At 56.9% G+C, this 25,784-nt stretch carries 19 protein-coding genes and 5 pseudogenes; 7 read left to right on the top strand and 17 right to left on the bottom strand.

Going from position 1 to position 25,784, the window contains the following annotated elements; all coding sequences use genetic code 11:
* Nucleotides 1-16: 16 nt before the first annotated feature.
* The 4 genes and pseudogenes from LE197_RS28960 to LE197_RS28945 all read right to left on the bottom strand — a co-directional run bounded on the left by LE197_RS28960 (nt 17) and on the right by LE197_RS28945 (nt 6,132).
* Nucleotides 17-3,205: a type I restriction endonuclease subunit R gene (locus LE197_RS28960; RefSeq protein WP_181072974.1), complete on the bottom strand. Its 3,189-nt coding sequence runs from the start codon at nt 3,203-3,205 to the stop codon at nt 17-19.
* On the bottom strand, nt 3,205-4,515 hold the full coding sequence (locus LE197_RS28955; RefSeq protein ID WP_181072973.1) for a restriction endonuclease subunit S: 1,311 nt from the start codon (nt 4,513-4,515) through the stop codon (nt 3,205-3,207). Before LE197_RS28955 ends, LE197_RS28960 begins: the two co-directional genes overlap by 1 nt.
* Nucleotides 4,512-5,816, bottom strand: a pseudogene (locus LE197_RS28950) (class I SAM-dependent DNA methyltransferase); the annotation flags it as partial. The pseudogene LE197_RS28950 and the gene LE197_RS28955, both read right to left, overlap by 4 nt.
* A gap of 28 nt (nt 5,817-5,844) precedes the next feature.
* Complete coding sequence (locus LE197_RS28945) at nt 5,845-6,132, bottom strand: hypothetical protein (RefSeq protein ID WP_226033780.1); 288 nt, start codon at nt 6,130-6,132, stop codon at nt 5,845-5,847.
* Between the two features lie 73 nt (nt 6,133-6,205).
* Here LE197_RS28945 and tnpA (LE197_RS28940) point away from each other — a divergent pair, with 73 nt between their 5' ends.
* From tnpA (LE197_RS28940) to tnpC (LE197_RS28930), 3 genes and pseudogenes are all read left to right on the top strand, one after another.
* Nucleotides 6,206-6,496: an IS66 family insertion sequence element accessory protein TnpA gene (tnpA, locus tag LE197_RS28940; protein ID WP_004423344.1), complete on the top strand. Its 291-nt coding sequence runs from the start codon at nt 6,206-6,208 to the stop codon at nt 6,494-6,496.
* Between the two features lie 58 nt (nt 6,497-6,554).
* On the top strand, nt 6,555-6,836 hold the full coding sequence (gene tnpB / locus LE197_RS37375; RefSeq protein ID WP_226034108.1) for an IS66 family insertion sequence element accessory protein TnpB: 282 nt from the start codon (nt 6,555-6,557) through the stop codon (nt 6,834-6,836).
* A 28-nt stretch (nt 6,837-6,864) separates the two neighbouring features.
* A pseudogene (tnpC, locus tag LE197_RS28930) lies at nt 6,865-8,430 on the top strand (IS66 family transposase); the annotation flags it as partial.
* A gap of 345 nt (nt 8,431-8,775) precedes the next feature.
* On the opposite strand, the pseudogene LE197_RS28925 reads toward tnpC (LE197_RS28930), so the two are convergent.
* Nucleotides 8,776-9,150 (bottom strand): annotated as a pseudogene (locus LE197_RS28925) (transposase domain-containing protein); the annotation flags it as partial.
* A 228-nt stretch (nt 9,151-9,378) separates the two neighbouring features.
* Between LE197_RS28925 and istA the strand changes: the two are divergent.
* Entirely contained in the window at nt 9,379-10,953 is a 1,575-nt protein-coding gene (istA, locus tag LE197_RS28920; RefSeq protein WP_226033779.1) for an IS21 family transposase, read from the top strand.
* A complete protein-coding gene (gene istB / locus LE197_RS28915) occupies nt 10,950-11,699 on the top strand; it encodes an IS21-like element IS1474 family helper ATPase IstB (RefSeq protein WP_126621874.1) in 750 nt (249 codons plus the stop codon). The genes istA and istB overlap by 4 nt, the downstream gene beginning before the upstream one ends.
* 78 nt (nt 11,700-11,777) lie before the next feature.
* Here istB and tnpC (LE197_RS28910) read toward each other — a convergent pair whose 3' ends face one another.
* The 12 genes and pseudogenes from tnpC (LE197_RS28910) to prlC all read right to left on the bottom strand — a co-directional run bounded on the left by tnpC (LE197_RS28910) (nt 11,778) and on the right by prlC (nt 24,504).
* Nucleotides 11,778-13,043: an IS66 family transposase gene (tnpC, locus tag LE197_RS28910; protein WP_226033778.1), complete on the bottom strand. Its 1,266-nt coding sequence runs from the start codon at nt 13,041-13,043 to the stop codon at nt 11,778-11,780.
* 37 nt (nt 13,044-13,080) lie between these two features.
* A complete protein-coding gene (gene tnpB, locus LE197_RS37370; RefSeq protein ID WP_226034097.1) occupies nt 13,081-13,341 on the bottom strand; it encodes an IS66 family insertion sequence element accessory protein TnpB in 261 nt (86 codons plus the stop codon).
* Nucleotides 13,342-13,420: 79 nt separating this feature from the next.
* Nucleotides 13,421-13,711, bottom strand: a complete 291-nt coding sequence (tnpA, locus tag LE197_RS28900) for an IS66 family insertion sequence element accessory protein TnpA (RefSeq protein ID WP_004423344.1) — start codon at nt 13,709-13,711, stop codon at nt 13,421-13,423.
* A 37-nt stretch (nt 13,712-13,748) separates the two neighbouring features.
* Nucleotides 13,749-14,477: pseudogene (locus LE197_RS28895) on the bottom strand (type I restriction-modification system subunit M N-terminal domain-containing protein); the annotation flags it as partial.
* Between the two features lie 227 nt (nt 14,478-14,704).
* Nucleotides 14,705-15,985 carry a tyrosine-type recombinase/integrase gene (locus LE197_RS28890; RefSeq protein WP_169311241.1) on the bottom strand — a complete coding sequence of 427 codons (1,281 nt, stop codon included), beginning with the start codon at nt 15,983-15,985 and terminating at the stop codon, nt 14,705-14,707.
* Nucleotides 15,986-16,014: 29 nt separating this feature from the next.
* Nucleotides 16,015-16,344 (bottom strand): hypothetical protein, encoded by a 330-nt coding sequence (locus LE197_RS28885; RefSeq protein WP_123789211.1) that lies wholly within the window; start codon nt 16,342-16,344, stop codon nt 16,015-16,017.
* Between the two features lie 53 nt (nt 16,345-16,397).
* Entirely contained in the window at nt 16,398-17,342 is a 945-nt protein-coding gene (locus tag LE197_RS28880; protein WP_181072971.1) for a hypothetical protein, read from the bottom strand.
* The gene (locus LE197_RS28875; RefSeq protein WP_181072970.1) at nt 17,335-19,437 is read right to left on the bottom strand and encodes a tyrosine-type recombinase/integrase; all 2,103 of its coding nucleotides are present in this window, start codon (nt 19,435-19,437) and stop codon (nt 17,335-17,337) included. Before LE197_RS28875 ends, LE197_RS28880 begins: the two co-directional genes overlap by 8 nt.
* Nucleotides 19,434-21,788: a site-specific integrase gene (locus LE197_RS28870; RefSeq protein ID WP_181072969.1), complete on the bottom strand. Its 2,355-nt coding sequence runs from the start codon at nt 21,786-21,788 to the stop codon at nt 19,434-19,436. Before LE197_RS28870 ends, LE197_RS28875 begins: the two co-directional genes overlap by 4 nt.
* A gap of 85 nt (nt 21,789-21,873) precedes the next feature.
* Nucleotides 21,874-22,098 (bottom strand): annotated as a pseudogene (locus LE197_RS28865) (radical SAM protein); the annotation flags it as partial.
* A gap of 88 nt (nt 22,099-22,186) precedes the next feature.
* The gene (locus tag LE197_RS28860) at nt 22,187-22,462 is read right to left on the bottom strand and encodes a YheV family putative zinc ribbon protein (RefSeq protein ID WP_003083624.1); all 276 of its coding nucleotides are present in this window, start codon (nt 22,460-22,462) and stop codon (nt 22,187-22,189) included.
* On the bottom strand, nt 22,459-24,504 hold the full coding sequence (gene prlC / locus LE197_RS28855; RefSeq protein ID WP_003114658.1) for an oligopeptidase A: 2,046 nt from the start codon (nt 24,502-24,504) through the stop codon (nt 22,459-22,461). The genes LE197_RS28860 and prlC overlap by 4 nt, the downstream gene beginning before the upstream one ends.
* 77 nt (nt 24,505-24,581) lie before the next feature.
* Between prlC and LE197_RS28850 the strand changes: the two genes are divergently transcribed.
* Nucleotides 24,582-25,124: a gamma carbonic anhydrase family protein gene (locus tag LE197_RS28850; protein WP_003083618.1), complete on the top strand. Its 543-nt coding sequence runs from the start codon at nt 24,582-24,584 to the stop codon at nt 25,122-25,124.
* A complete protein-coding gene (locus LE197_RS28845) occupies nt 25,117-25,782 on the top strand; it encodes an HAD family hydrolase (protein ID WP_003118497.1) in 666 nt (221 codons plus the stop codon). Before LE197_RS28850 ends, LE197_RS28845 begins: the two co-directional genes overlap by 8 nt.
* The last annotated feature ends 2 nt before the right edge of the window (nt 25,783-25,784 follow it).

The raw sequence follows: 25,784 nt of genomic DNA, 5'->3' as shown, positions 1-25,784 counted from the left end.
CGAGCACGTAATACGGTTAGACAGCCGCGCTGCTATTACCTTGCTCCAGCCCCGCCTGCTGCGTCAGCATCTTCAAAATCACCAACGCAAACGCCCGGCTCTTGGTCTCGTTATCCAGCACTTCCAACGACATCTTTTCGTTGTCAGTCATGGCGTCCAGCACGGTGTCGAGCACGCGCTTGGGGAACAGGCCATGCATCACCTGTTCGACCGAGTGGTTGTTGACCTGGGCCATCACATCCTCCTGACGACTGATGCGATTGGCGATGCCGGTGAGGAACTGCAGCTGATCCTCATCACTCACCTCGGCGCCGAAGATATCGTTCAGCGCCTCGATGATTTCCGACAGCCGCTTCTTCTCCGGGTCATGGGGCTTGCCACTGCCCAGCCCCGTGGCCGGATCGAGGCCGTAGTCGCCTTGTTCCTCGCTCAAGCGCAGCTGGTGCTCGGCGCGCTTGGTCAGGCGGTAGTGGGTCAGTTGCAGTTCGCCCACGTCCACGTCTTCCTGATCGAGGCGATCCACACGCAGCAGCGGGTGCAGGTGTTTGGCATACACACACAGCTGCTCCAGCTCGCGATCCTCATAGGGAATGATCTGCGAGAGGAACTCGTACAGGCGCACGAAGCTCTGCAGGTTCTTCTTGAACAGGTCGAGCTGATCCACCTGCTCGCCGGCTTCCTTGATTGCCGCCTCGGCCTTCTTCAGGCCTGCGCTGTCGCCGTTCTGCTCGGCGGTACGCTTGAAATCCAGCGCATGCTGGCGTGACTCCTGGGCCAGTTTGTAGCGCTTGGCAAAGCGCTCCTTCGCCGGTGCGCAGTAGTAGCTGAGCTTGCTGGCGGCCGCCTTGGGATCGAAGAAGGCCAGCGCGAACGCCGCCACTTCTTCCCAGTGGTAGATGCCCTCGGCATCCAGCTTCTTCTGCAGGTCGTAGATGAGCTGCGGGTCGGTCACGTCGGTCAGCTCGGCCTTGGTGTAGTACGGCAGGAAGGCGTCGAGAATGTCCTGGGCGTCGTTGAAGAAGTCGAGGATGAAGGTCGGCTTGCTGTCGCCAAAGGTACGGTTCAGGCGCGACAGGGTTTGCACGCAGTCTACGCCCTGCAGCTTCTTGTCCACGTACATGGCGCACAGCTTCGGCTGATCGAAGCCGGTCTGGTACTTGTTGGCCGCGATCATCACGTTGAAGTCCTGGGTGTCGAAGGCTTCCGCCAGATCGCGCCCGTTCAGGCCGGGGTTGAGCAGGCTGCTGCTTTCCGTCACCTCTTCGGGGATCACCCCGTCCGGCAACACGCTGCCGGAGAAGGCCACCAGCGGATGCACATCGCCGTAGCCCATCTGCTGCACATAGGCCTGCACCGCCAACTGGTAGCGCACGGCCTCCTGCCGGCTGCTGGTGACCACCATGGCCTTGGCCTGGCCGCCCAGCAGGTGGCGGATATTGGCGCGGAAGTGCTCGACGATCACCTCCACCTTCTGGCTGATGTTGTACGGATGCAGGCGCACCCAGCGCGCCAGCTTCATGCGCGCCTTCTTCGAGTCCACTTCCTCGTCGTCGCCGTCCGGGTGGGCGATCTTCCAGGCGGTGCTGTAGGTGGTGTAGTTCTGCAGCACATCGAGGATGAAACCTTCCTCGATGGCCTGGCGCATGGAGTACAGGTGGAACGCCTCGGGCTTGTTGTCGGCACTCGCCGGCAACGCCGGGTTGGCTGGGCGACCAAACAGCTCCAGGGTCTTGGCCTTGGGCGTGGCGGTAAAGGCGTAGTAGCTGATGCGTTCGTTGGGTGCGCGGGCGGCCACGGCGGCGTCCAGCAGCTCTTCGGCGCTGATCTCTTCCGCATCCGGGGCATCACTGCCGAGAATCTGCTTGAGCTTGCTGGCCGATGAGCCGGTCTGCGAGGAATGTGCCTCGTCAGCGATAACCGCATAGCGGCCGCTGGCCAGCTTGGGGTACTTGTCCAGCGCGTCGAACAGCGCCGGGAAAGTCTGGATGGTGACGATGATGATGCGCGTCTGCTCGGCCAGCGCCTCGGCCAGTTGTTCGGATTTGCTCTGGCTGCCGATATCACGGGTGATGCACTTGACCACGCCCTGGGCGTGCTCGAACTGGTAAATGGTGTCCTGCAGCTGCTTGTCCAGCACTGTGCGGTCGGTAATCACGATCACCGAGTTGAACAGGCGCTGGCCCTCGGCATCGTAGAGCGAGGCCAGCTGATGCGCCGTCCAGGCAATCGAGTTGGACTTGCCGGAACCGGCGCTGTGCTGGATCAGGTAACGCTTGCCCGGCCCTTCAGTGCGGGTGGTCTCGATCAGCCTGTTGACCACTTCCCACTGGTGGTAGCGCGGGAAGATCAGGGTTTCCTTGGTGACGCGATTGCCGTCGGCATCCTCCTTCACGCTCTTCTGCAGGTGAAGGAAGCGGCCCAGCACCTTGAGCCAGGCATCCGGCTGGAACAGGCGCTGCCACAGGTAGCCGGTGGCGTACTGGCTATCGTCTGGCGCGGGCGGGTTGCCGGCACCGCCGTCGAGGCTGCCCAGGTTGAACGGCAGAAAGAAGGTGTCCTTGCCGGCCAGCTTGGTGGTCATCGCCACTTCATCCTGGCTCACGGCAAAGTGCACCAGCGCACCGCGCTTAAAGGTCAGCAGCGGCTCGGGCTTGCGCGTCAGCGGGTCTTTCACCGGGCGGTCATAGCGGTACTGGCGCTTGGCGTTTTCCACGCTCTGCTTGAACTCGCTTTTCAGCTCCAGCGTGGCGACGGGGATGCCGTTGACGAACAGCACCAGATCCAGACGCGGGTTGTATTCGCCCTCACGGTGGTGGGGTGAATAAGACACCTCCTGCACCACGCGCAGGCGGTTGCACTGGTAGCGCTTGAGGGTGTCCGGGTTCATGCCGTGGTCGGGCTTGAAGCTGCACACCTCAATCTTCACCCCCGGCAGCTTGAAGCCGTGGCGCAGCACATCCAGGGTGCCGTCCTGCTCCAGCTCACGCACCAGCTTCTGCACCAGCACGCCTTCCGGGTTGTTCGGGTTGGCCTTGGCGAACTTGTCCCAGCGCTCCGGCCAGGCCTCCTTGAAGTAACCGAGAAAGTCCTCGGTATACAGCGCCGTACCCCGGTCATAGCCGCTGGCCGGGCCGGTGAGCCAGCCCTGGGCGACCATGGCGGCGATTATGTCCTGTTGGAGTTGGGCTTCCTTGCTGCCTGCCATTACACGACCTCTGCTACGGCTAATTCGGGGGCTTGAGTGCTGACCGGGGGCTGCCAGCCGCGCACATCAATCTTGCCGGTTACGGCGGCGGAGATTAGGGCGGAGCGGCGCTCTTGGAGTAGCTCGACAGTCGATACAGCCACAGCAGTTAGCTCCTCATGCCTACTGCGGTCTGCTTCGAGATAAGTCAGGATTTCCAGTTGCTCCTTCTCGGAAGGAATCGGTAACGCCAGACTCATGACATTACTTGCGGATATGGACGCAAGATTGGTGCTCTGCTTAGAGTTCAAATAAAAATAAGTCCGCGCCTGCTCTGCCTGCGTAAAGGCTGCCAACCATTCTGCTCTCAGCAAACCATTAGGCCGGATTGCGAACACATGATTTTGGTGGAGGCATGGATCTATTTGAGCCTGCCAAACCGTGCCGCGCCCTAACTTATCGTTGTCGCCGCCTTCGTTCATAAGCACGTCACCAGCTCGAAGCCTGTAACGCTCGACCTCAGATTCAAGTACGGCTATTTCTTTTACCTCAGCTAAATCCACGTAGCCATTCTGCACATTTGCCACGCGCAGGTAGGGCATAACCACGGTTTCGCGCCCCTCATAATCCTTACCCTTTGCCACACCTCCCTGGATGGTCGCGTACCAACGAAGAGTGCCAACATTCCAGTGCGCCGGCACCTCACCCAGCCACTCAACGCCGGATTCTTTCATCGACACCGTCGGGTCGAGGCCTTTGGTGACGGCGTGGGAGATCACGGCCTGACGCTTTTCCTTGAGCAGTTCGATCAGGCGCTGCTGCTCTTCGATCAGCGCGTCGATGCGGGCGGTTTCGTGGTCGAGGAAGCGGGCGATTTGGGTTTGTTCGAGCTTGGTCGGGATTGCTGCTGGATGGTTCAGCAAATCGGCCTGGGTCATGCTCGGTAGGGCTGTGCTGGTCGAGTAATAACCAAATGGGATAGTGAGCGAGTTGTAATAAAAAAACTTCGCGCAGGCTCCTTTGGAAATCTCGGTGTAAAACATGGTGTCCACCGTCCAGAACCTGCCATTGATATAGAGCGGTTTGTCAATGGTCCCCTTGCGACCAAGCAAAACCGACTCACCCTCATAAAGGTACTGAGTGGCATTCGAGAACTGCCCTCCAGAACCAATTACTGGGTACTCTCCATCTGAGCTTTCAACCTCCTTGTAGTCTCTCCCATTGCGTATCTGCGCCATATTTTTCAGGGAGCCCATGACCCAATGCTCGGGGACTTCCCCCAGCCATTCAACCCCGGAATCCTTGTACGTCGGATACGTCGGAAAGCTCATGCCGACAGCCCCTCGATCATCTGCTTGATGCGGTCGGTGCAGGCTTTCAGGTCGCGGTCGATCTCTGCCAGCGGGCGCGGCGGCTGGAATACATAGAAGTGGCGGTTGAAGGGAATCTCGAAGCCAACCACGCCGACTTCGCCGTCCTGCTCATCACGCTTGCTCTCGTCGATCCAGGCATCCGGCACATGGGGTTTCACTTCACGCTCGAAGTAGTCGTACACCGACTCACCCAGCGGCACGTTCTCGTTATCGCGCAGGCCGGCATCGGCTTCCGGCTGGCCTTTGACCATGCAGATATCGGCCTCGGGGTCGCGCTCGCTCAGGGCGTTGAGAATGGCTTTCAGCTCGGCACCACTCACGGCGACGTTGTGAGCGTTAAGGGTTTTATTCAGCAGTTTGCTGAACTGCTCGCGGTTGCGGTGCAGTTGGTTGGCGTCCAGGGTTTGCAGCGCTTCGATTAGCTGCTGGCGGGCGCTGGCATCGCGTTTCTGGATGGCCTTTTCTGCCAGCACTTTTTCGATGCGCTCCGGGCTTACCTGGAAATTCAGGCGCAGCGGGCGCTCGACGGTAATGCGCCGGTAGCCGAAGGCTTCGACAGGGAAGATTTTGCTCTGCGGGGTTTGCTCGAAGCGGCCATACAGACGCACCAGTTCGTCGATCTGCTCCTCGGTGAGGTACTCGCGCTTGCTGCCCAGCGATTTGCGCATCTTGGCAAAGTGCTGGCTGCCGTCGATCAACTGCACCTTGCCCTGGCGAACGGCGGCCTTGTGGTTGCTCAGCACCCACACATAGGTGGCGATGCCGGTGTTGTAGAACATATCGGTGGGCAGGGCGATGATGGCTTCGACCAGATCGTTCTGCAGCAGGTAGCGGCGAATCTCCGACTCGCCCGAACCGGCGCCGCCGGTAAACAGCGGCGAGCCGTTGAGGATGATGCCGATGCGCGAGCCGCCTTCACGCGGGTCACGCATCTTGCTGACCAGGTGCAGGAGGAACAGCAGCGAGCCATCGGACACACGCGGCAGGCCGGGGCCGAAGCGGCCGTTAAAGCCCTTTTCGCTGTGCTCGTCGGTGATCTGCTTCTGCACCTTCTTCCACTCCACGCCGAACGGCGGGTTGCTGAGCATGAAGTCGAAGCGGCTGTCGGCCAGTTGGTCGTCGGACAGGGTGTTGCCCAGCTTGATGCTGGTGACGTCCTGGCCCTTGATCAGCATGTCCGCCTTGCAGATGGCGTAGGACTCGGGGTTCAGCTCCTGGCCATGCAGCGACACGGTGACCTGCTGGCTGATGGACTGGAGTAAGCGTTCATTCCACGACGTACTGGACTTACTTTACGTCCCGAAGGGGCCTTAGCAATTCCGGTGAGACCTTGTACTGTTTCGTGCCGTTCTCGGCCAGGACGATCACGCTCTTGCGGTTGATCTTGGTGACGATCCCCATAGTCAAGCCAGTTCGGCTTTCGAAGGTCACCTTCAGCCCCACGTGCAGCCGACTCAGCGCCTGCAGGTTTTCTTGATCTTGCAGTTCATCAATGCGCCGGCAGATCATTCGGTTCAGCTCCAATAGCTGATCGATGCTCATGTCTTCAATGCGCATGGAGGGGTAAGCGTTCATTCCAAGACATCCTGCCATCCCGCTGACTTCCGCCCTAGAGTGACCTCGCATTCAACAACGCGAGGTTATTTCCATGAGAAAACACCGCACCGCAGAACAGTGGCAAGTCCTAATCGGTCAGCAGCGTGACAGCGGCCTGTCGGCCACGCAGTTCTGCAAGGAGCACAAACTCGGTTATGCCAGCTTCTGTAGTTGGCGCAAGCGCCTGTTGAGTCAGCCGGTCGGTGAGGCTGCGGATTCTGGTTATGCCAGCTTCCTGGATCTGTCATCGCTGATGGATGACTCGGCCTCTCCCGGAAGCGGCTGGAATATCGTGCTGAGCCTGGGTAATGGTGTTGAGCTAAGGCTGAGCCAGATCAGATGATCGGTCTGGATAGCCAGGCCCGGATCTGGCTGTGCACCGAGCCCACGGATATGCGTAAATCCTTCCGGGGCTGAGCGCTCTGGTCCGCAATCAACTCAAGCAAGATCCGCTCAGCGGGCAGTATTTTGTCTTCGTTAACCGTCGCAAGACCCAAATGAAGATGTTGTATTTCACGCCCACGGGCTACTGCCTGTGGGCCAAGCGACTGGAGCAGGGGCAGTTCCGGGTACGGCCGTCTTCTTCGGGACAGCGCCCCTTAAACCTGACTGATCTCCAGTTGCTGATTGACGGTATCGAGGTGCAAAAGTACCGTCAGTTCAAGCGTTTTCGGGGCACGTAGCGGGTTGTGTTCCGGTATAATATCGGCCATGAATTCAATGGCTTCCGCGTCCTATTCCAACGCCCCTTCCTACTCGGTACTGGCCGAGGAGAATGCCCTGTTGCGTGAGCAGCTACAGGTCATGCAGCGGCAGTTGGACTGGTTCAAGAAGCAGCTGTTCGGCCCCAAGTCCGAGAAGCAGGTGTATGACCTCCCGGAGCAGGGCGGCCTGTTCCAATCGAATGATGCGGCTAGCCCGGAGAAGCCTCTCGATGCGGAGAAACGCCCGGTTCGGGCTTATCAGCGAGGCACCGGAAAGAAACAGCGGGACGACGACTGCCTGAACGATACGGGTCTGCGTTTTACAGCGGACGTGCCAGTGGAAGTTGTTGAACACCTGCCGCCGGAGCTAAGCGGCCCCGACGCCGACCAGTACGACATCCTTGGCACCAAAACGACCTATCGGCTGGCCCAGCGGACGTCCAGTTACGTGGTGTTGCAAGTGGAACGCCCCGTATTTCGGCGCAAGGGCAGCGACAAGCCCGTGACCACGCCGGCCCCGTCCAACGTACTGGACAACAGCCTGGCCGACGTCAGCTTGTTGGCGGGTCTGATGGTCGACAAGTTCCAGTTTCACCTACCGCTGTATCGCCAACACCAACGCATCCAGCAAGCGGGTATTACCCTCAGCCGCAGCACCCTCACCAATCTGATCAAGCGATCTATTGATCTGCTGCGGCCGATCGTGGATGCCCAGACCGACAATGTTCTGCGCAGCCGGGTGTTGGCGATGGATGAGACGCCGATTAAAGCTGGCCACCAGGGTCGGGCAGGCCCACAAAAAGGCAAGATGAAATCCGGCTGGTTCTGGCCGTTATACGGCGATGCCGATGAAGTGGTGTTCACTTACTCGAACAGTCGAGGCCGAGCCCATATCGAGCAGGTACTGAACGAACAGTTCAGCGGAACTCTGATCAGTGACGGCTATGCTGCTTATGCCCGCTATGCCGCCGCACAGCAGAACATCATCCACGCGCAGTGCTGGGTGCACAGTCGTCGTTACTTCATTGAGGCGCAGAAGGACCACCCGATAACTGCCACCGAAGCCCTTCAGCAGATTGCCAAGCTATACACCAACGAAGAAGAGATCCGCGTCCAGCAACTGACCGGCGAAAAGAAACGCCAGTACCGGCTGCTCCACTCAAAGCCGGTGGTCAGCGACTTCTTCCAATGGTGCCGGGATCAACTGGCACAGGGCGGTCTGCTGCCCAGTGATTTATTGACCAAAGCACTGAACTACGTGCTCAGCCGTGAAGCCAGCCTGACCGTCTTCCTGGAAGACCCAGACGTCCAGCCAGACACCAACCACCTGGAACGGGCCCTGCGCCCCATTCCCATGGGACGCAAGAACTGGCTGTTCTGCTGGACTGAACTCGGCGCGGAACACGTGGGCATCATCCAGAGCCTGATCACTACGTGCAAACTGCACGACATCAACCCGTACACCTATCTGGTGGACGTGCTGCAGCGCATCAGTCAGCACCCGGCCAGCAAGGTCGCTGACCTGACGCCTCGGCTCTGGAAGACCCGGTTCGCCGATAATCCGTTACGCTCGCTGATCGATCCGCGCCATTCTGATCGACAGACCGCACAGCCAAAGGGCACCCTCCATGTAAGCGTTCATTCCACGACGTACTGGACTTACTTTACGTCCCGAAGGGGCCTTAGCAATTCCGGTGAGACCTTGTACTGTTTCGTGCCGTTCTCGGCCAGGACGATCACGCTCTTGCGGTTGATCTTGGTGACGATCCCCATAGTCAAGCCAGTTCGGCTTTCGAAGGTCACCTTCAGCCCCACGTGCAGCCGACTCAGCGCCTGCAGGTTTTCTTGATCTTGCAGTTCATCAATGCGCCGGCAGATCATTCGGTTCAGCTCCAATAGCTGATCGATGCTCATGTCTTCAATGCGCATGGAGGGTGCCCTTTGGCTGTGCGGTCTGTCGATCAGAATGGCGCGGATCGATCAGCGAGCGTAACGGATTATCGGCGAACCGGGTCTTCCAGAGCCGAGGCGTCAGGTCAGCGACCTTGCTGGCCGGGTGCTGACTGATGCGCTGCAGCACGTCCACCAGATAGGTGTACGGGTTGATGTCGTGCAGTTTGCACGTAGTGATCAGGCTCTGGATGATGCCCACGTGTTCCGCGCCGAGTTCAGTCCAGCAGAACAGCCAGTTCTTGCGTCCCATGGGAATGGGGCGCAGGGCCCGTTCCAGGTGGTTGGTGTCTGGCTGGACGTCTGGGTCTTCCAGGAAGACGGTCAGGCTGGCTTCACGGCTGAGTGCGGATTTCGGAGCATCGTGACCGGCCGTTTCGGTAGATCGTGACCGGTCATTTCGCTAACGCGTGACCGCTCATTTCGGTAGCAACGTGACCGATTTTCCGCCCGTTCCGAAACCGGCGGTCACGGCTTACCGAAATCGCCGGTCACGGCTTAGCGAAAGCCTTCCCTCTCGTTGCGCATGACCTGATGCGCCGTCACCCTCGCCCGATTTCGGGAGGGGAAGATGGCGGCGCCGCGAGTAGCCATGCGAAACATCAAAGAATGTCTGCGCCTCAAGTTCGAGGCCGGTTTGTCCCACGAGAAGATCGCCCGCGCCTTGCAGTTGTCCAAAGGCGTGGTCAGCAAATACGTCACGGCGGCGCGCGTGGCCGGACTGGACTGGCCGGCGCTGGCGGCCATGGACGAGGCCGCACTGGCGGCCGCCTTGTTTGCGTCGGCGCCGACAAACAAGCCGCGCGGTGAGCGGGTGCCACCCGACGTGCTGAGCATCCACCGCGAGCTGCGGCGCAAGGGCGTGACCTTGCAGCTGCTGTGGGAGGAATATCTCGCCGCGCATGCGGGCCAGCCGACCTACCGCTACACCCAGTTCGTCGAGCACTACCGGCGCTACGCCCAGACGCTCAAACGTTCGATGCGCCAGGTGCACCGCGCGGGCGAGAAGCTGTTCATCGACTATGCAGGGCCGACGCTGCCGGTGGTCGACCCGGCCACCGGCGAAGTCCGCCGGGCGCATATCTTCGTCGCCGCCCTGGGCGCCTCGAATTACACCTATGCCTGCGCGACGCCGGGCGAAACCCAGGTGGACTGGCTGACTTCGCTGGGCCAGGCACTGACCTACTTTGGCGGTGTGCCGGAGATGGTTGTGCCGGACAATCCGCGCGCCCTGGTCGCCCAGCCAGATCGCTACGAGCCGGGTCTGAACCGGGCAACGCTGGAGTGTGCGCGGCATTACCAGACGGTGATCCTGCCGGCCCGGCCACGCAAACCCCAGGACAAGGCCAAGGCCGAGGTGGCGGTGCAGGTGGTCGAGCGCTGGATCATGGCGCGACTGCGCCACCGGCAGTTCTTCAGCCTGCATGCGCTTAACCAGGCCATCGCCGAGCTGCTGGAGGAGCTGAATCGACGCCCGTTCAAGCGCCTCGATGGCTGCCGGCGCGACTGGTTCGAGCGCCTGGATCGCCCGGCCTTGCGAGCGCTGCCGGTACATCCCTACGAGGTCGCCAGCTTCAAGCGCTGCAAGGTCAACATCGACTACCACATCGAGGTCAATGGCAGCTTCTACAGCGTGCCCTCCGCCCTGGCCCGGCAGAGCGTCGAGGTGCGGCTGACAGCGCACACCCTGGAAGTGCTGCATGGCAACCGGCGCGTGGCCAGCCATGTGCTGCTGGGCCGTCGCGGCGCCTACAGCACCCAGCGCGAACACATGCCCGCCGCACACCAGGCCCATCGCGAATGGACGCCGCAACGCCTGCTCGACTGGGGCGCGCGGATCGGCCCCTACACGCGCCAACTGATCGATCACCAGCTGACCCACAAGCCGCATCCGGAGATGGGCTACCGCGCCTGTCTCGGCCTGCTCTCGCTGGCTCGTCGCTACGGCAATGCACGCTTGGAAGCCGCCGCCGAACGGGCCGTCCAGCTGCGCGCCTTCACCGGGCGCAGCGTGCGCAACCTGCTCCAGCAAGGCCTGGATCAGCAGCCGCTGCCCACGCGCACCGCCGAAACGAGCTTACCCAGCGACCACGAGAACGTCCGTGGCGCCGACTACTACCACCCCGCAACAGGAGCTGTTCGATGATGCTGCAACACACCCTGAATCAACTGCACCAGCTACGCCTGGACGGCATGGCCCGCGCCCTGGAAGAGCAATGGACGCTGCCGGCCAGCCACAGCCTGAGCTTCGATGAGCGCCTCGGCCTGCTGCTCGACCGCGAACTGGCCTGGCGTGACAACCAGCGCCTGGTACGGCTGCGCAAGAAGGCCAAGCTCAAATATGCCAACGCCTGCCTGGAAGACCTCGACCGCCGCCCTGGCCGCGGCCTGGATGAGCGCCTGATCGCCAGCCTGGCAGGCGGCGACTGGATCCGCCAGCAGCACAACCTGCTGCTGACCGGCGCGACCGGCGCCGGCAAGACCTGGCTGGCCTGCGCCCTGGGCAACCAGGCCTGCCGCCAGGGCTACAGCACTCTGTACCTGCGCACCCCGCGCCTGTTGGAGCAACTGCGCATCGCTCATGGCGACGGCAGCTTCGGCCGTACCCTGCAACAGCTGGCCAAGGTCGATGTCTTGGTGCTGGACGATTGGGCGCTGGCCCCGCTGGAAGAAGGTGCCCGGCACGACCTGCTGGAAGTGATCGACGACCGTGCCGGCAACCGCTCCACCATCCTGGCCAGCCAGTTACCAATCGAACACTGGCATGGCTGGATCAACGACCCGACCCTGGCCGACGCCATCCTTGACCGCCTGGTGCACAGCGCTTACCGACTGACGTTGAAGGGCGAGTCACTGCGCCGGAAAAAAGCTGAGGAGCAAACCGCATCGTGACCGATGCGATTACAATCCACAACCCGCGCAACCGGGGCGGAAGCACCGGTCACGTATTAGCGAAACGCTCGGTCACGTTCACCGAAATCCGCAGCTGAGCACGTAGTTCAGTGCTTTGGTCAATAAATCACTGGGCAGCAGACCGCCCTGTGCCAGTTGATCCCGGCACCATTGGAAGAAGTCGCTGACCACCGGCTTTGAGTGGAGCAGCCGGTACTGGCGTTTCTTTTCGCCGGTCAGTTGCTGGACGCGGATCTCTTCTTCGTTGGTGTATAGCTTGGCAATCTGCTGAAGGGCTTCGGTGGCAGTTATCGGGTGGTCCTTCTGCGCCTCAATGAAGTAACGACGACTGTGCACCCAGCACTGCGCGTGGATGATGTTCTGCTGTGCGGCGGCATAGCGGGCATAAGCAGCATAGCCGTCACTGATCAGAGTTCCGCTGAACTGTTCGTTCAGTACCTGCTCGATATGGGCTCGGCCTCGACTGTTCGAGTAAGTGAACACCACTTCATCGGCATCGCCGTATAACGGCCAGAACCAGCCGGATTTCATCTTGCCTTTTTGTGGGCCTGCCCGACCCTGGTGGCCAGCTTTAATCGGCGTCTCATCCATCGCCAACACCCGGCTGCGCAGAACATTGTCGGTCTGGGCATCCACGATCGGCCGCAGCAGATCAATAGATCGCTTGATCAGATTGGTGAGGGTGCTGCGGCTGAGGGTAATACCCGCTTGCTGGATGCGTTGGTGTTGGCGATACAGCGGTAGGTGAAACTGGAACTTGTCGACCATCAGACCCGCCAACAAGCTGACGTCGGCCAGGCTGTTGTCCAGTACGTTGGACGGGGCCGGCGTGGTCACGGGCTTGTCGCTGCCCTTGCGCCGAAATACGGGGCGTTCCACTTGCAACACCACGTAACTGGACGTCCGCTGGGCCAGCCGATAGGTCGTTTTGGTGCCAAGGATGTCGTACTGGTCGGCGTCGGGGCCGCTTAGCTCCGGCGGCAGGTGTTCAACAACTTCCACTGGCACGTCCGCTGTAAAACGCAGACCCGTATCGTTCAGGCAGTCGTCGTCCCGCTGTTTCTTTCCGGTGCCTCGCTGATAAGCCCGAACCGGGCGTTTCTCCGCATCGAGAGGCTTCTCCGGGCTAGCCGCATCATTCGATTGGAACAGGCCGCCCTGCTCCGGGAGGTCATACACCTGCTTCTCGGACTTGGGGCCGAACAGCTGCTTCTTGAACCAGTCCAACTGCCGCTGCATGACCTGTAGCTGCTCACGCAACAGGGCATTCTCCTCGGCCAGTACCGAGTAGGAAGGGGCGTTGGAATAGGACGCGGAAGCCATTGAATTCATGGCCGATATTATACCGGAACACAACCCGCTACGTGCCCCGAAAACGCTTGAACTGACGGTACTTTTGCACCTCGATACCGTCAATCAGCAACTGGAGATCAGTCAGGTTTAAGGGGCGCTGTCCCGAAGAAGACGGCCGTACCCGGAACTGCCCCTGCTCCAGTCGCTTGGCCCACAGGCAGTAGCCCGTGGGCGTGAAATACAACATCTTCATTTGGGTCTTGCGACGGTTAACGAAGACAAAATACTGCCCGCTGAGCGGATCTTGCTTGAGTTGATTGCGGACCAGAGCGCTCAGCCCCGGAAGGATTTACGCATATCCGTGGGCTCGGTGCACAGCCAGATCCGGGCCTGGCTATCCAGACCGATCATCTGATCTGGCTCAGCCTTAGCTCAACACCATTACCCAGGCTCAGCACGATATTCCAGCCGCTTCCGGGAGAGGCCGAGTCATCCATCAGCGATGACAGATCCAGGAAGCTGGCATAACCAGAATCCGCAGCCTCACCGACCGGCTGACTCAACAGGCGCTTGCGCCAACTACAGAAGCTGGCATAACCGAGTTTGTGCTCCTTGCAGAACTGCGTGGCCGACAGGCCGCTGTCACGCTGCTGACCGATTAGGACTTGCCACTGTTCTGCGGTGCGGTGTTTTCTCATGGAAATAACCTCGCGTTGTTGAATGCGAGGTCACTCTAGGGCGGAAGTCAGCGGGATGGCAGGATGTCTTGGAATGAACGCTTACGGACTGGATGTACTCGTCGCCCTCGGAGAGGAAGCCGCCGGTGCCGGCAGTCGGGTCATAGATGGTGACGATGCTGTTGGGCTTGAGCTTGTCGTCCTGCCCGGTGATCACCAGCGAGGTGGTCAGGTGCACGATATCGCGCGGGGTGAAGTGCTCCCCGGCGGTTTCGTTGGAGCTTTCCGCGAACTTGCGGATCAGCTCTTCGAAGATGATGCCCATGCCGAAGTTGCTGATGCGCTCGGGGCTCAGGTCGGTGGCGGCAAAGCGCTGCACCACCTGATACAGCAGGTTGGCTGACGAGAGCTGCTGTACGAAGTCTTCAAAGTGGAAGTGCTCGAAGATCTCGCGGGCGTCCTTGCTGAAGGACTGCACATAGCTCATCAGGTCAGCGGCGGTCTGGGTGTCGGACAGCGTGCCCAGGGTCAGCTTTGAGGCATTGAAGAACTGCTGCCCGGCCGCGCGCAGCAACAGCCGCTCACGCACCAGATCAGGCCGGCCTTCCTGGGCGTAAGACTCACGGATTACCGCTTCCTTGGTCGGATCCAGAACACATTCCATCCGCCGCAGCAGGGTGAACGGCAGGATGATGCGACCGTACTGCGACTGCTTGAAGTCACCGCGCAGGAGGTCGGCAATCGACCAGAGAAAGGCGGCCGTCTGAGAATGGTTTTCCGTGTTCACGCAACTGCTCCTTGAAAGGCGTGCAAAGCGCCGAGTGTAACTGAAGAGGGGCAGGCGAAATCACTTCGAACCCAAAGCCGTTGGCGTTTAAAGCGCTGAGGCGTCCAGACCTATCTACAGAGGCAAGTCAGCCGGCGGCACCTTCCCGATTTGTCCTGATCGTATGCACTCCCATATCGACGTGTCCAGAGCTGCTCACCAAGAAGGCAGCATGTCTAGTGCCTGTTCTATACCACAATCTCAGAGTAATTATGTCGGTCTAAAATAGCGGACAAACCAGCATCAACGCGCGAACGATGAAGATCAGTCAGAAGATTGTCGTGCACATATCGGTTGACTAGATGAACATAGTATTCAAGTGTAGTTCTAACATCAGTGTGGCCCAGCATTTTCCTGAGATCTTCGTCGAGCGCTGCATCGTAAACAAAACTCCTTCCAAGTCTATTCTGGGCTTTCAACGCCTCATAAACAAAATATGTCGCACAGGTGTGCCTGAGCATTCGTGCATTGAATCGTATGGCTTTAAAATCAGTAGCGCTCTCGGAGTTCTTCGCTGCAGAAACCACCTTGCTAAAGTTATAACCAAGCATTCCATGAGTAACAACATCACCACGAGCGGAAAGAAACAAGTCGCTATTCCTTGGTGGAATGCCATGCTTAGCCTCATATAGCTTCGCTCGTTGCCGCCTTAAGGGTAAATAATACTCGCAAATAACTCTCCACAGCTTCCCTGGAAAGTCTATGGAGCGCCATTTTCCCTTGGACCTAAAATAATAATAGATCGCGCCATTATCTAACCCTTCTGGGTACTCACCCTCATCATAAGGAATGAATCCATAATTTTCATTTCTCCCTCGGTAAGGCAATTGAAAAAGATCAATCGGTCTAAGCCCGGTAATTCGTATGATCGCTGCGATAATTTGATAAACAGGATCATTCAACACGCTGAGAGCTATTTCATAATCAGTTTGCCTTACAAATTTCTGCATTTCTCGTTGATGCATTGCTGGTCTACCACTGGGCAGATTAAATCCCAAGGTAGTAACTTTAACCACTGGGTTGATATGGGCCAGGAGTTTCTGGTCTTTCAGCATGTATCGGATATCAGTCCTACTGATATCCAAATAGTGTTTATAGCCCTGCTTTTCGGCCCACTGATAGAAGCTCCAGACCCTTGCCGCAATGTGATACATGGTTTTGTGAGACGGACCATCAGGAAGCGCATCCGTTGGAGATGCTATGTGAACAAGGAAGGCATCAAATACATCCTCATCCACCAACTGCCAGTTCTGCGCGCCAAATACAACTTCAGCCCCTTCGATTGGGCTATCGTCCAACCACTGCAAAAACCTTCTCAGGATATTCGCATAGTTTCTTGTCGTTTCATCACTCCTTGAACGTATCTTCGAGACAGCCATCGCCCACATGGTCGGTGCTTCAAGGACGTTATGATTATCATCAAAATAAATCCCTACGCGCTCTCGCATATAGCCAGAGTGGCTGGCCAAACCGTTTCCAAAATGAAGGATACACATAACTATTTTGGCCTCGACAAGGGGTACACCACAAGCGAATTAGAAACTTCATTTAAATAGTCATTAAACTTACAAAGCGAAGCAGACAAATCTCCTAACCGCTGCTCTAATTCTTCATCATGAGTTAAACCATTTTGGTGAGCACAATTGGCATCCGCACTGCGCCCATAAAGAACACCATGCGCTCTTAATTCGGACTCAAGATCACGAAGCAGAGTTACTACCTGTGAGTTTTGATAAATTATGCTTCGCTGAATCCCACACGCTTCAACCAGCTTTACTCTTGAAAGCCTAGTCATATCTGCTGAAACGAAATCAGCCCAGTCTCCCATGCGACGTCGCTCTTCAACAAACGATTGGAAACGCTTAAGACCATTCACTGATTTCAAGCCAAGATGATTGAGTCGAAATTTTCGCTGAATTGTATTTCTTCGAACCGCGCAGCCACAACTTTGATGGATGAAATATTCAATTCAAGAGCCGCACCATTGAACTGTTTTTCGGCCCTAGCGATACAGGCATCAAGGCCTAGGCTAAATCGAACACAGTGCACAGGCGCGTTAAATTCTTTCCTAACCCTAGAAACTAACAAATTCCGAGTTGAAACTGTATCACTTGCCCCACTGACATATAAGGATACGCCTGGAGTAGGTGGCTTGTGATTATCAATCCAAGATGACTTGCCGCACATTGGAAGACCACACATTATGTAGACTGCGGTAACAAGTGAAGATCGATTCTGACTAGATAACGAATCCAGTTTCTCCAAAAAACTCAGAATGGCCTCAGAATCTGAGCCTGCATTAGGCACTTCCAAAATAATCTTTGAAGTGATAAATCCTGATACCGAAGGAGTTAATGATTCAGCAAGAGCCGCCTTGAGATCTGCACGTAGGATTGCGTTCTGATTCTTCTGATGAGTTAGCTCTTGAAGGAGCTTAGCCTTCTCAACTTGCTTAGCAGGCTTTTCACTAGCCAACGCAAAGTAATATTGTACCCTGTCGATCAACTGATTATATGTGGTGCTAGCGCGCTCCCTTAGTAGGGCTAACTGCTCCTCCAACTCTTTCAGTCGATGATGTATTTCTTGAGTGTTTTTGAGTGGCTTTTTGACATCCTCACTTGAATCCTTTGTATAAACCCCAGAATGAGTTGTTCCTTTTATGACTTCTCTGACCTTCACCCAGTCAGGATCATGCTTTTGATTGATTGTTGCACGACCGACACCAGATAATTTAGAAACTTCCATCACTGATAACTTTTTTCGGCCGTCGCTTTGGAGCGCTGAAATAGTCGCATACACCCGATTGAGGAGATCCTGCTTAGCCATGCGCTACCTGCTTTAGGAAATTATGTGCTTCATCCCCTACAACCTCGTGAAGTCGCTTAAAGGCTTCAGCGATACGCCTCTGCGAATATTCCTTCTGAGTCGCTCCACAGTACCTATGCTTAATCATATTATCGTGGAAAATTATCTCATTTTTTAATGATGGAACATTGGCCTCGACAAATGCAGCATATCTACAATTATATGGGTCACACGCAAACAAGTTTGGATGAAGCCTCGACCCAGGGCTATCACTCTTAGCATCACAAGGTGACTCGCTGGTAAGACCCGGCGTTCGCATACAGATTGCAAGATTCGTTCTATGCAGAAGCTTCACACCTTCATCAAGCAAAGAGGCGACATACTGACTTAAACTCTCTTTTCCCGCGTTTTGCAATTTAGCCCTGAGTATTGGAGACGAATTAGCAGTCTTGGCCAATCTTTTGCCGCCAATGCCCCCAATTTGACCAGAAATTACACCTTGCAAAACCTCGACGAGAATTTCCGTATTTTCTTCAATCAACGTAGCTTTGACTTCATCGTTCATGCCTGGTAAAGAAAGGATGTACCTTAACGTCATTTTTAAGCTGCGGTGAGAAAAGAGGCGTTTAATAATTTCAAGATTCCGCGAATCTTGATGAATTATATAAAGGGCAAGTGACTTCCGAAAACGATGTGGGTGTACTCTATAATCAATACCCAGGTTGTTTGCCACTCGATTGCAAGCTCGCCCTACCACAGTGGACTGCGGAGTGTTTCCAAAACTTAACTTTGGTATCTTGACAAACAGATAGTCGTGATTACCGTAAGCACGAGCATCCCGCCCTATTTCAATTATTACTTCAATTGCGTCAGCAGCAATTTTTGGGATAGGTATTGTTTTAATGTCGCCCTGTGACGAAATAGAGGTTTTGAAAACAGTATAAGTAAGCCAATAACCCTCAGACTTAAACGAAAGACAATCCACCTTAAGTCCAATGACCTCTGATCGGCGCATCCCAGTAAGACATAGAAGAAGCACGATACAAGCATCGATCAGAGAGACAACAACGCTAATCACAGCAGTTTGATTTATATACTCCCCCTCATCATTCTCATGCGTTCTTTCCTTGATTTCTATTCCCCACCAGGGAATACCGCTATCTAGTAACTTAGGTTTATAAGCCCTAAATCTTTTAACTCCCTCAACGGACGCCGTTGACACACCAAAATTCATCGCGGCAAGCTTTTCGGGGTTCTCAAAAGCACCTACTATGGTTGGCGCAAAATTTTTATACAGCCAAAGGACGTCATCACTATAGTTTTCAACAAACCCCACACAGTATCTAAATATTTCTGCATAGTCATCGAGCGGAATGGGTTCGAAAGGTCGAGAGGACTCGTCGTATTCTCTTCTATATTTGGCGACAAGCTCTTTAGTTACGTATGAATCGTATAGTGAGTACTCTGACGGAAGCATACCCATCGATGACACGCCCTGCCAGAAGGACATTAAGTAACAGAATTCCCACTTAATCCCAGATGTGGGCAGCGACTCTATATAGTGCTCCACACTCGACTTGGCCAAATCATTCACCGTCCTAAAATCTGGTGAATTTTCCGAACCTAAATATAGACCTTCGGCATGAAACAACCCGATAAGTCTTATTACTTTTGTTTTATCTGACTCAAGAGATGTATAAGCATTAATACGACCATGAATTCCGAAGTGCGGTACACGGTAAAATAGTAGCGCCCTAGCAATATTCACCCAATGTTCGTGACCTACTCCACAAACATTCACGCCATACATATTCACATAATCAAAATTGATGCGTATGGGAAATCCATTAGGGGAGGGGTAATCCCCAAAATCCCAAACCGGATCGCCGAAAGAGCTTCTAGGACTTACCCTAATATAACTCCACTCGTTCTTATCAATTCTGGAAAGATTGAGTAAATTTATACTATCGCAAATGATCCCAAGTGAAGAGTCGCCACTCAGAATCTCATCATCTTCTTCAGTAGCGATAGGCTCTGACTCTTCCTCGTGACAACCCAGTCCATTCCTTATTTCTTCTAAAACGGCTTTTATTTGGTCACGTGTTGGAGTTGTCATGAGAGTCCTATCATTGTCAATGGCAGTGCAAAACCGTTATGTACTGATCGATCTATTGCCTCAGCAACCTCAATCGGATCCCCCCAGCCCTCTAGAACCCCCTTCCACGCTAAATACTCAGCGCGATAGCTTTTCTCCCATTCTAAGGGATTTAACCGCTCCCTCAGACCGTCAAGGTCGGAAATTCTTCTTGCAATAAAAGGTAATGCTTCTTTGAAGATCACACACTGTGAGCATAACGGGCAACGATTGAAGTAGTTGCAAGGCGTATCCGTCCTAAGAAAACTTTCAGCGCCTGGCCAATCTGGTCGTCTTGAATTTAGACAACTTGCAATGAATGTCTGACCTTCCGGAGAAAGCAACTGTATTACCGAATCTTCAGAAGAATTCAGCCTGCCGACTAATGGTGCAACAACTGACCGTAGTTCTTCTTTGCTACCGCAGCGTAGAGTGGCTTCACGCAGCTCAACCAAAGACACATCTGTAAGAAGATTTGCTGAGTAACGCCTAAAATCTTCTTCATGCTTTCTCTGAATCTTTCTTAGACGCCCATTTAATATTTCTGCCGACCCCCAGTCACTATCATAATGATTCACTGTGGTATCGATATCCGAATGCCCCATCATTGTCGAAACTTCGTCTATATCTAAACCCTGTTCTCTCCGTCGAGTTTCGTAAGTAGTTCGAAGACGTTTCGTTTCAATTCTGGGGGATTTGGTATCCGTATCCAATTTTATGCGGTGGCGATGTAGAAACTCCGTTGATGCGTGCCCAAAATTCGTAGTGGTCACCGGCGTGCATAAGCGGCCAAACTTATTCCACAGATTCTTCGAAATGACACACTGAAATAATTTACCCTTTAAATAATGAGGCGACGAGAAATGCTTGGTTACTTCAGCGGCAACAAAGCGCAAGATCTGATACGTGCCAAACTTATCTCGCTTGTTTGATCTATGCATTTGGCTTTTGTTGGACCGTCCCTTGTACCCATAAATAATCACATAGTCATCATCCAGAAGGTCCTCCTCAATGTGGTCGTCTAGGTTATCGCTTATCGATACCACGACCTCAAAGTTCCAGCCCGTCTGCAACATCACGAAGAGAAAGAATGGGAATATAGTTCCCATTGTGAAGGCTACTCTGCTGAAGTATGCCATTTGACCTACTTCATAGGGTAGGTGCTCTGGCCCAACCTTCATATATATCAAGGCCGACCGTAATCTTTTTTCCAGCGTAGAATATTTTTTGTTTGTTCCGTGAGCGGTGTTTTTACTCCACTCAGCGGAAAAGAGATGTCCAGCTTCCTCGAAGCTCACTTGCATAGGCCAATCAGGATAAAGTCTTCCTACATTTGCAGTTGCAATTCGCCCAGATTCTTCTCGATCACAGCCATACACCATCCCCCGTTCACTGACCTCAGTACCAACTACAGGGCGACCTTTAGCCGCCAGTTCATGGGCGCGGGCTCGGTAAATGCCCAGAAACCTCTCTATACTTATTCCATTTGCCCGTATGTATTCTTTAACATCTCCAGTGGAGCGTATAACCCACTCAAACCCTTTAATGTGTGTCGCCTTGATTGACCCGTTGGATCTTTTAGTTTGCTCTTTTACAACCAGATCAAACATCAAGTTTTCTAATGAAAGATCGTATGCCAGAATTGGCTTCTCGCCTTCCACTACACTGTTGTAACTCTCCATCCACTTCATAATAAACTTAATATCGATCAGGCATCCCTCCACAAGCTTATTATGAATCTCCCTGCTGTATCCTTCTGTTATTTGCTCGTTCATCCCCGGTCCAGTCGGCCATTCAAACCCTTTGCCGACCCAGCCCTGCCCTTTATATTTATTTTTCAACGAAAGAAAGATATTTTTTAATGCGCCGTATCTTTTTCTATTTACGGTGCGACCTGGATACGAACGAATTAGAAATGACCTAAAATTCACGCATACCTGCCCATCGACATCAGCAACACCTTTGACTGATTTATTGATCGGCTCAGCGCTGTTAAGAAACAGCACAAACTCTTGAATTGAGTAATAGATGTCTTGATGGGATTGATATGTGATCAATCTCTTTGCGGAATGGAGCTGCGCACCTATAAGTAACTGCTGGACAATTAATTTATGGTGCGGATACTCAGTGACAAGATCTGTGAAGTCACGGACGTATTCCCTTGTGCCAGTAGTCTTGTTTCGGACAAGCAACCCTTGAGCTGAAACATCGACTTGTCCCCTAGCAGTGCTTCTTTCTTGAATCGCTTGGGGGGTGTTTTCTGGGAGCTTTCGCTGGAGGGTCGGTCGTTCTCGCGACTCAAGTGCAGACTTGGAGAAAGGCTTTCGAGGCATCTGACGTCCATTTGGATGGGTCTCTAGCCAGCAGTATCAAGGATAGCTAGACACTCTGGCCATACATTTCTTTGTCAACGATAACATGCTCGCAACCACGGTAGGGATTGATCGAACGATCGAAAGGGAGGTCCGGCGACTGGTTGCGGGAGATCACCGTGCGGGCGATCTCCTCGCGCACCTCGGTGAGCTGGATCGGCGGCACGTCCTGCTCCCAGCCATCGTCGAAGGCCTCGCTGTGGGTCGGGGCGAAGCGGTTGAGGGGGTTGCTGGCGGTACCGCGACCGCGCGGGGGCAGGGGAGCGCTCATGAGGGGAACCCGGCGAAATACTGTATATGGATACAGTATCGCACCGGGCCCCGGCCCACAGCCATCGCCGCCGGTCGGCGGCGAGCGGTCAGGCGTCGGGCTTCTTCTTCAGCTTGGGATTGGGGAAGAACTGCACCGACTGCACCTTCGGGTTGGCCGGCTTCGGCGCGTTCTGGTTGACCCGCGTACCCAGCTCCTTCGGGATCGACTGGCCCTGGGCGTTGAGCGTGTCGGCGTAGCCGCAGGCCACGCATTCGCGGTGCGGCACGCCGTCCTCTTCCCACATCTGGATCTTGTCCTGTTCGCTGCACGCCGGGCAGACCGCCCCGGCGATGAAGCGCTTCCTGGTGATCGCCGGGCTCATGCGGCCTCCCCGACCAGCCCGGAGTGACGCAGCAGGGCGTCGATGGACGGCTCGCGACCGCGGAAATCGACGAACAACAGCATCGGCTCGCGGGAGCCGCCGCGGGCCAGGATCGCCTCGCGGAAGGCACGCCCGGTATCGGGGTTGAACACGCCTTCTTCCTCGAAACGCGAGAAGGCATCGGCGGACAGCACCTCGGCCCACTTGTAGCTGTAGTAACCGGCCGCGTAGCCGCCGGCGAAGATGTGCGCGAAGCTGTTGGCGAAGCGGTTGTACGCCGGCGGACGCATCACCGCCACTTCGTCGCGGATGCCCTCGAGCACCTGCAGCACGCTGCGGCCGTCGCCGTGGGTGGCGTGCAGCTCGAAGTCGAAGAGGGAGAACTCCAGCTGGCGGACCATCATCATCCCGGACTGGAAGTTCTTCGCCGCCAGCATCTTCTCCAGCAGGTCCTGCGGCAGCGCCACGCCGGTCTCGTAGTGGGCGGAGATCAGCGCCAGGCCTTCCGGTTCCCAGCACCAGTTCTCCATGAACTGGCTGGGCAGCTCGACGGCGTCCCAGGCCACCCCGTTGATCCCGGAGGCGGCGGCATGCTCGACGCGGGTCAGCAGGTGGTGCAGGCCATGGCCGAACTCGTGGAACAGGGTAGTGACCTCGTCGTGGGTCAGCAGCGCCGGCTTGCCGTTCACCGCCGGGGTGAAGTTGCACACTAGGTAGGCCACCGGGTCGATCAGCCGGCCCTGGGCGTCGCGCCGGCGGTCGCGGGCGCCGTCCATCCAGGCACCGCCGCGCTTGTTGGCGCGGGCATAGAGGTCGAAGTAGAAGCGGCCGACGTGCTCGCCGTTCTCGAGGATCTCGAACAGGCGTACGTCGGCGTGCCAGCGTTCGAAATCGTGCAGTTCGCGGATCTGGATGCCGTAGAGGCGCTCGACGATGGCGAACAGGCCGGAAAGCACCTTGTCCACCGGGAAGTAGGCACGCAGCGCCTCCTGGGACACGCTGTAGCGCGCCTCGCGGAGTTTCTCGGCGTAGTAGCCGGCGTCCCAGCTCTGCAATTCGGTGCAGCCCTGCTCGGCGGCGTAGGCGCGCAGCTGCTCCAGGTCGCGGGCGGCGAACGGCTTGCTGCGCACCGCCAGGTCGCGGAGGAAGCTGAGCACCTGGTCGCTGGACTCGGCCATCTTGGTCGCCAGCGACAGCTCGGCGTAGTTGGCGAAGCCGAGCAGGCCGGCCAGCTCCTGGCGCAAGTCGAGGATCTCTTCCATCACCGGACCGTTGTCGTTCTGCCCGGCGTTCGGGCCCTGGTCGGAGGCGCGGGTGCAGTAGGCGGCGTATACCTCTTCGCGCAGGGCGCGGTCATCGGCATAGGTCATCACTGCGTAGTAGCTGGGGAACTCCAGGCTGATCAGCCAGCCGTCCAGGCCCTTGGCCTCGGCGGCCTGCTTCATCTGGGCCTTGGCCGAATCGGTCAGGCCGGCCAGCGCGGCTTCGTCGGTGACATGCTTGGTCCAGGCCTGGGTGGCGTCGAGCAGCTGGTTGGAGAAACGGCTACCCAGCTCGGACAGGCGCGACTGCACCTCGGCATAGCGCTTCTGCTTGTCCGCCGGCAAGTCGATGCCGGACAGGCGGAAGTCGCGCAGGGCGTGTTCGAGGATGGTTTTCTGGGCCACGTCGAAGCCGGCCGCCTCGGGGCTCTTCGCCAGCGCCTCGTAGGCCTCGAACAGGGCGCGGTTCTGCCCCAGCTCGGTGGAGTAGGCCGACAGCTCCGGCAGGCAGGCCTCGTAGGCCTCGCGCAGCTCGGCGCTGTTGCACACCGCGTTGAGGTGGCTGACCGGACTCCAGGCGGCGCCCAGACGGTCGTTGAGTTCGTCCATCGCCAGCACCAGGCCCTTCCAGGTCGGCTGCTCGCGCTGGGTTTCCAGCAGGCGGGCGATGGCGGCGCGGTTATCGGCGAGGATCCGCTCGATGGCCGGCTTCACGTGTTCCGGGCGAATGGAGGAGAAAGGCGGCAGGTCGTAGGCCTGCAGAAGGGGATTCGCGCTCACGTTGGCAACCTTGGCTAAGGAAATACCCGACCATCTTAAATACAATCGGCGGCATCCGCAGCCTGAGGAAAACTATCGTGACCATTCGTTCCTACCAGGGCAAAACGCCACTGCTCGGCGAGCGGGTCTTCGTCGATCCCTCGGCCGTGCTCGTCGGCGACATCGAGATCGGCGCCGACAGCTCGGTCTGGCCGCTGGTGGTGATCCGCGGCGACATGCACCGCATCCGCATCGGCCAGCGCAGCAGCATCCAGGACGGCAGCGTGCTGCACATCACCCACGCCGGCCCCTTCAACCCGGACGGTTTTCCGCTGAGCATCGGCGACGAAGTGACCGTCGGGCACAAGGTCCTGCTGCACGGTTGCAGCATCGGCAACCGGGTGCTGGTGGGGATGGGCTCGATCGTCATGGACGGCGCGGTGATCGAGGACGAAGTGATCCTCGGCGCCGGCAGCCTGGTGCCGCCGGGCAAGGTGCTGGAGAGCGGCTTCCTCTACGTCGGCAGCCCGGCGAAGAAGGCCCGTCCGCTGAGCGACAAGGAGCGCGGCTTCTTCGCCTACACCGCCGGCAACTACGTGAAGCTCAAGGACCTGCACATCGCCGAGGACTACCATGCGTGACGCCGCGCTGCGCTACCCGAACATCCTCTTCGATCTCGACGGCACCCTCACCGACCCACGCGAGGGCATCACCCGCTCGGTGCAGTTCGCCCTCGCCCGCCTGGGCATCGACGAGCCGGACCTGGCGCGCCTGGAACACTTCATCGGCCCCCCGCTGTTGCAGTGCTTCATGCAGACCTACGGCTTCGACGAAGCGCGCGCCTGGGAGGCGGTGAACCACTACCGCGAGCGCTTCAGGGTCACCGGTCTCTACGAGAACCGCGTGTTCGACGGCATTCCCGAGCTGCTCGAAGCCCTGGTCGGACGCGGCCACACGCTCTACGTCGCGACCAGCAAGCCCGGCGTGTTCGCCCGCGAGATCGCCCGCCACTTCGCCTTCGACCGTCACTTCAAGGCGATCTACGGCAGCGAGCTGGACGGCACGCGCACGCACAAGGACGAACTGATCCGCCATCTGCTCGACAGCGAAGGCCTGGCAGCGGAGCATTGCCTGATGATCGGCGACCGCATGCACGACCTGCTCGGCGCCAGCCGCAACGGTGTCGCCTGCATCGGCGTCGGCTACGGCTTCGGCAGCGAAGACGAACTGCGCGCGCACCAGCCGACCCATTACTGCGCCGACCTCGCCGCCCTGCGGCAGGTATTGGAATCCCACTGACC

The sequence above is a fragment of the Pseudomonas sp. PS1(2021) genome (assembly GCF_020405165.1).
GTDB lineage: Bacteria > Pseudomonadota > Gammaproteobacteria > Pseudomonadales > Pseudomonadaceae > Pseudomonas > Pseudomonas aeruginosa.
The sequence above is the reverse complement of the archived record's forward strand: the minus strand, read 5'-3'. Positions and strand labels throughout refer to the sequence as shown.

Bases quoted from the DNA above. Each gene is read 5' to 3' on its own strand.
- LE197_RS28860 (WP_003083624.1), bottom strand. From the start codon at position 22,462: ATGAGCCCGGCGATCACCAGGAAGCGCTTCATCGCCGGGGCGGTCTGC.
- LE197_RS28960 (WP_181072974.1), bottom strand. From the start codon at position 3,205: ATGGCAGGCAGCAAGGAAGCCCAACTCCAACAGGACATAATCGCCGCC.
- LE197_RS28945 (WP_226033780.1), bottom strand. From the start codon at position 6,132: ATGAACGCTTACCCCTCCATGCGCATTGAAGACATGAGCATCGATCAG.
- LE197_RS28870 (WP_181072969.1), bottom strand. From the start codon at position 21,788: ATGCCTCGAAAGCCTTTCTCCAAGTCTGCACTTGAGTCGCGAGAACGA.
- LE197_RS28885 (WP_123789211.1), bottom strand. From the start codon at position 16,344: ATGGGAGACTGGGCTGATTTCGTTTCAGCAGATATGACTAGGCTTTCA.
- istB (WP_126621874.1), top strand. From the start codon at position 10,950: ATGATGCTGCAACACACCCTGAATCAACTGCACCAGCTACGCCTGGAC.
- tnpA (WP_004423344.1), bottom strand. From the start codon at position 13,711: ATGAGAAAACACCGCACCGCAGAACAGTGGCAAGTCCTAATCGGTCAG.
- LE197_RS28880 (WP_181072971.1), bottom strand. From the start codon at position 17,342: ATGGCTAAGCAGGATCTCCTCAATCGGGTGTATGCGACTATTTCAGCG.
- tnpC (WP_226033778.1), bottom strand. From the start codon at position 13,043: ATGGCTTCCGCGTCCTATTCCAACGCCCCTTCCTACTCGGTACTGGCC.
- tnpA (WP_004423344.1), top strand. From the start codon at position 6,206: ATGAGAAAACACCGCACCGCAGAACAGTGGCAAGTCCTAATCGGTCAG.
- LE197_RS28955 (WP_181072973.1), bottom strand. From the start codon at position 4,515: ATGAGCTTTCCGACGTATCCGACGTACAAGGATTCCGGGGTTGAATGG.
- LE197_RS28845 (WP_003118497.1), top strand. From the start codon at position 25,117: ATGCGTGACGCCGCGCTGCGCTACCCGAACATCCTCTTCGATCTCGAC.
- istA (WP_226033779.1), top strand. From the start codon at position 9,379: ATGGCGGCGCCGCGAGTAGCCATGCGAAACATCAAAGAATGTCTGCGC.
- LE197_RS28875 (WP_181072970.1), bottom strand. From the start codon at position 19,437: ATGACAACTCCAACACGTGACCAAATAAAAGCCGTTTTAGAAGAAATA.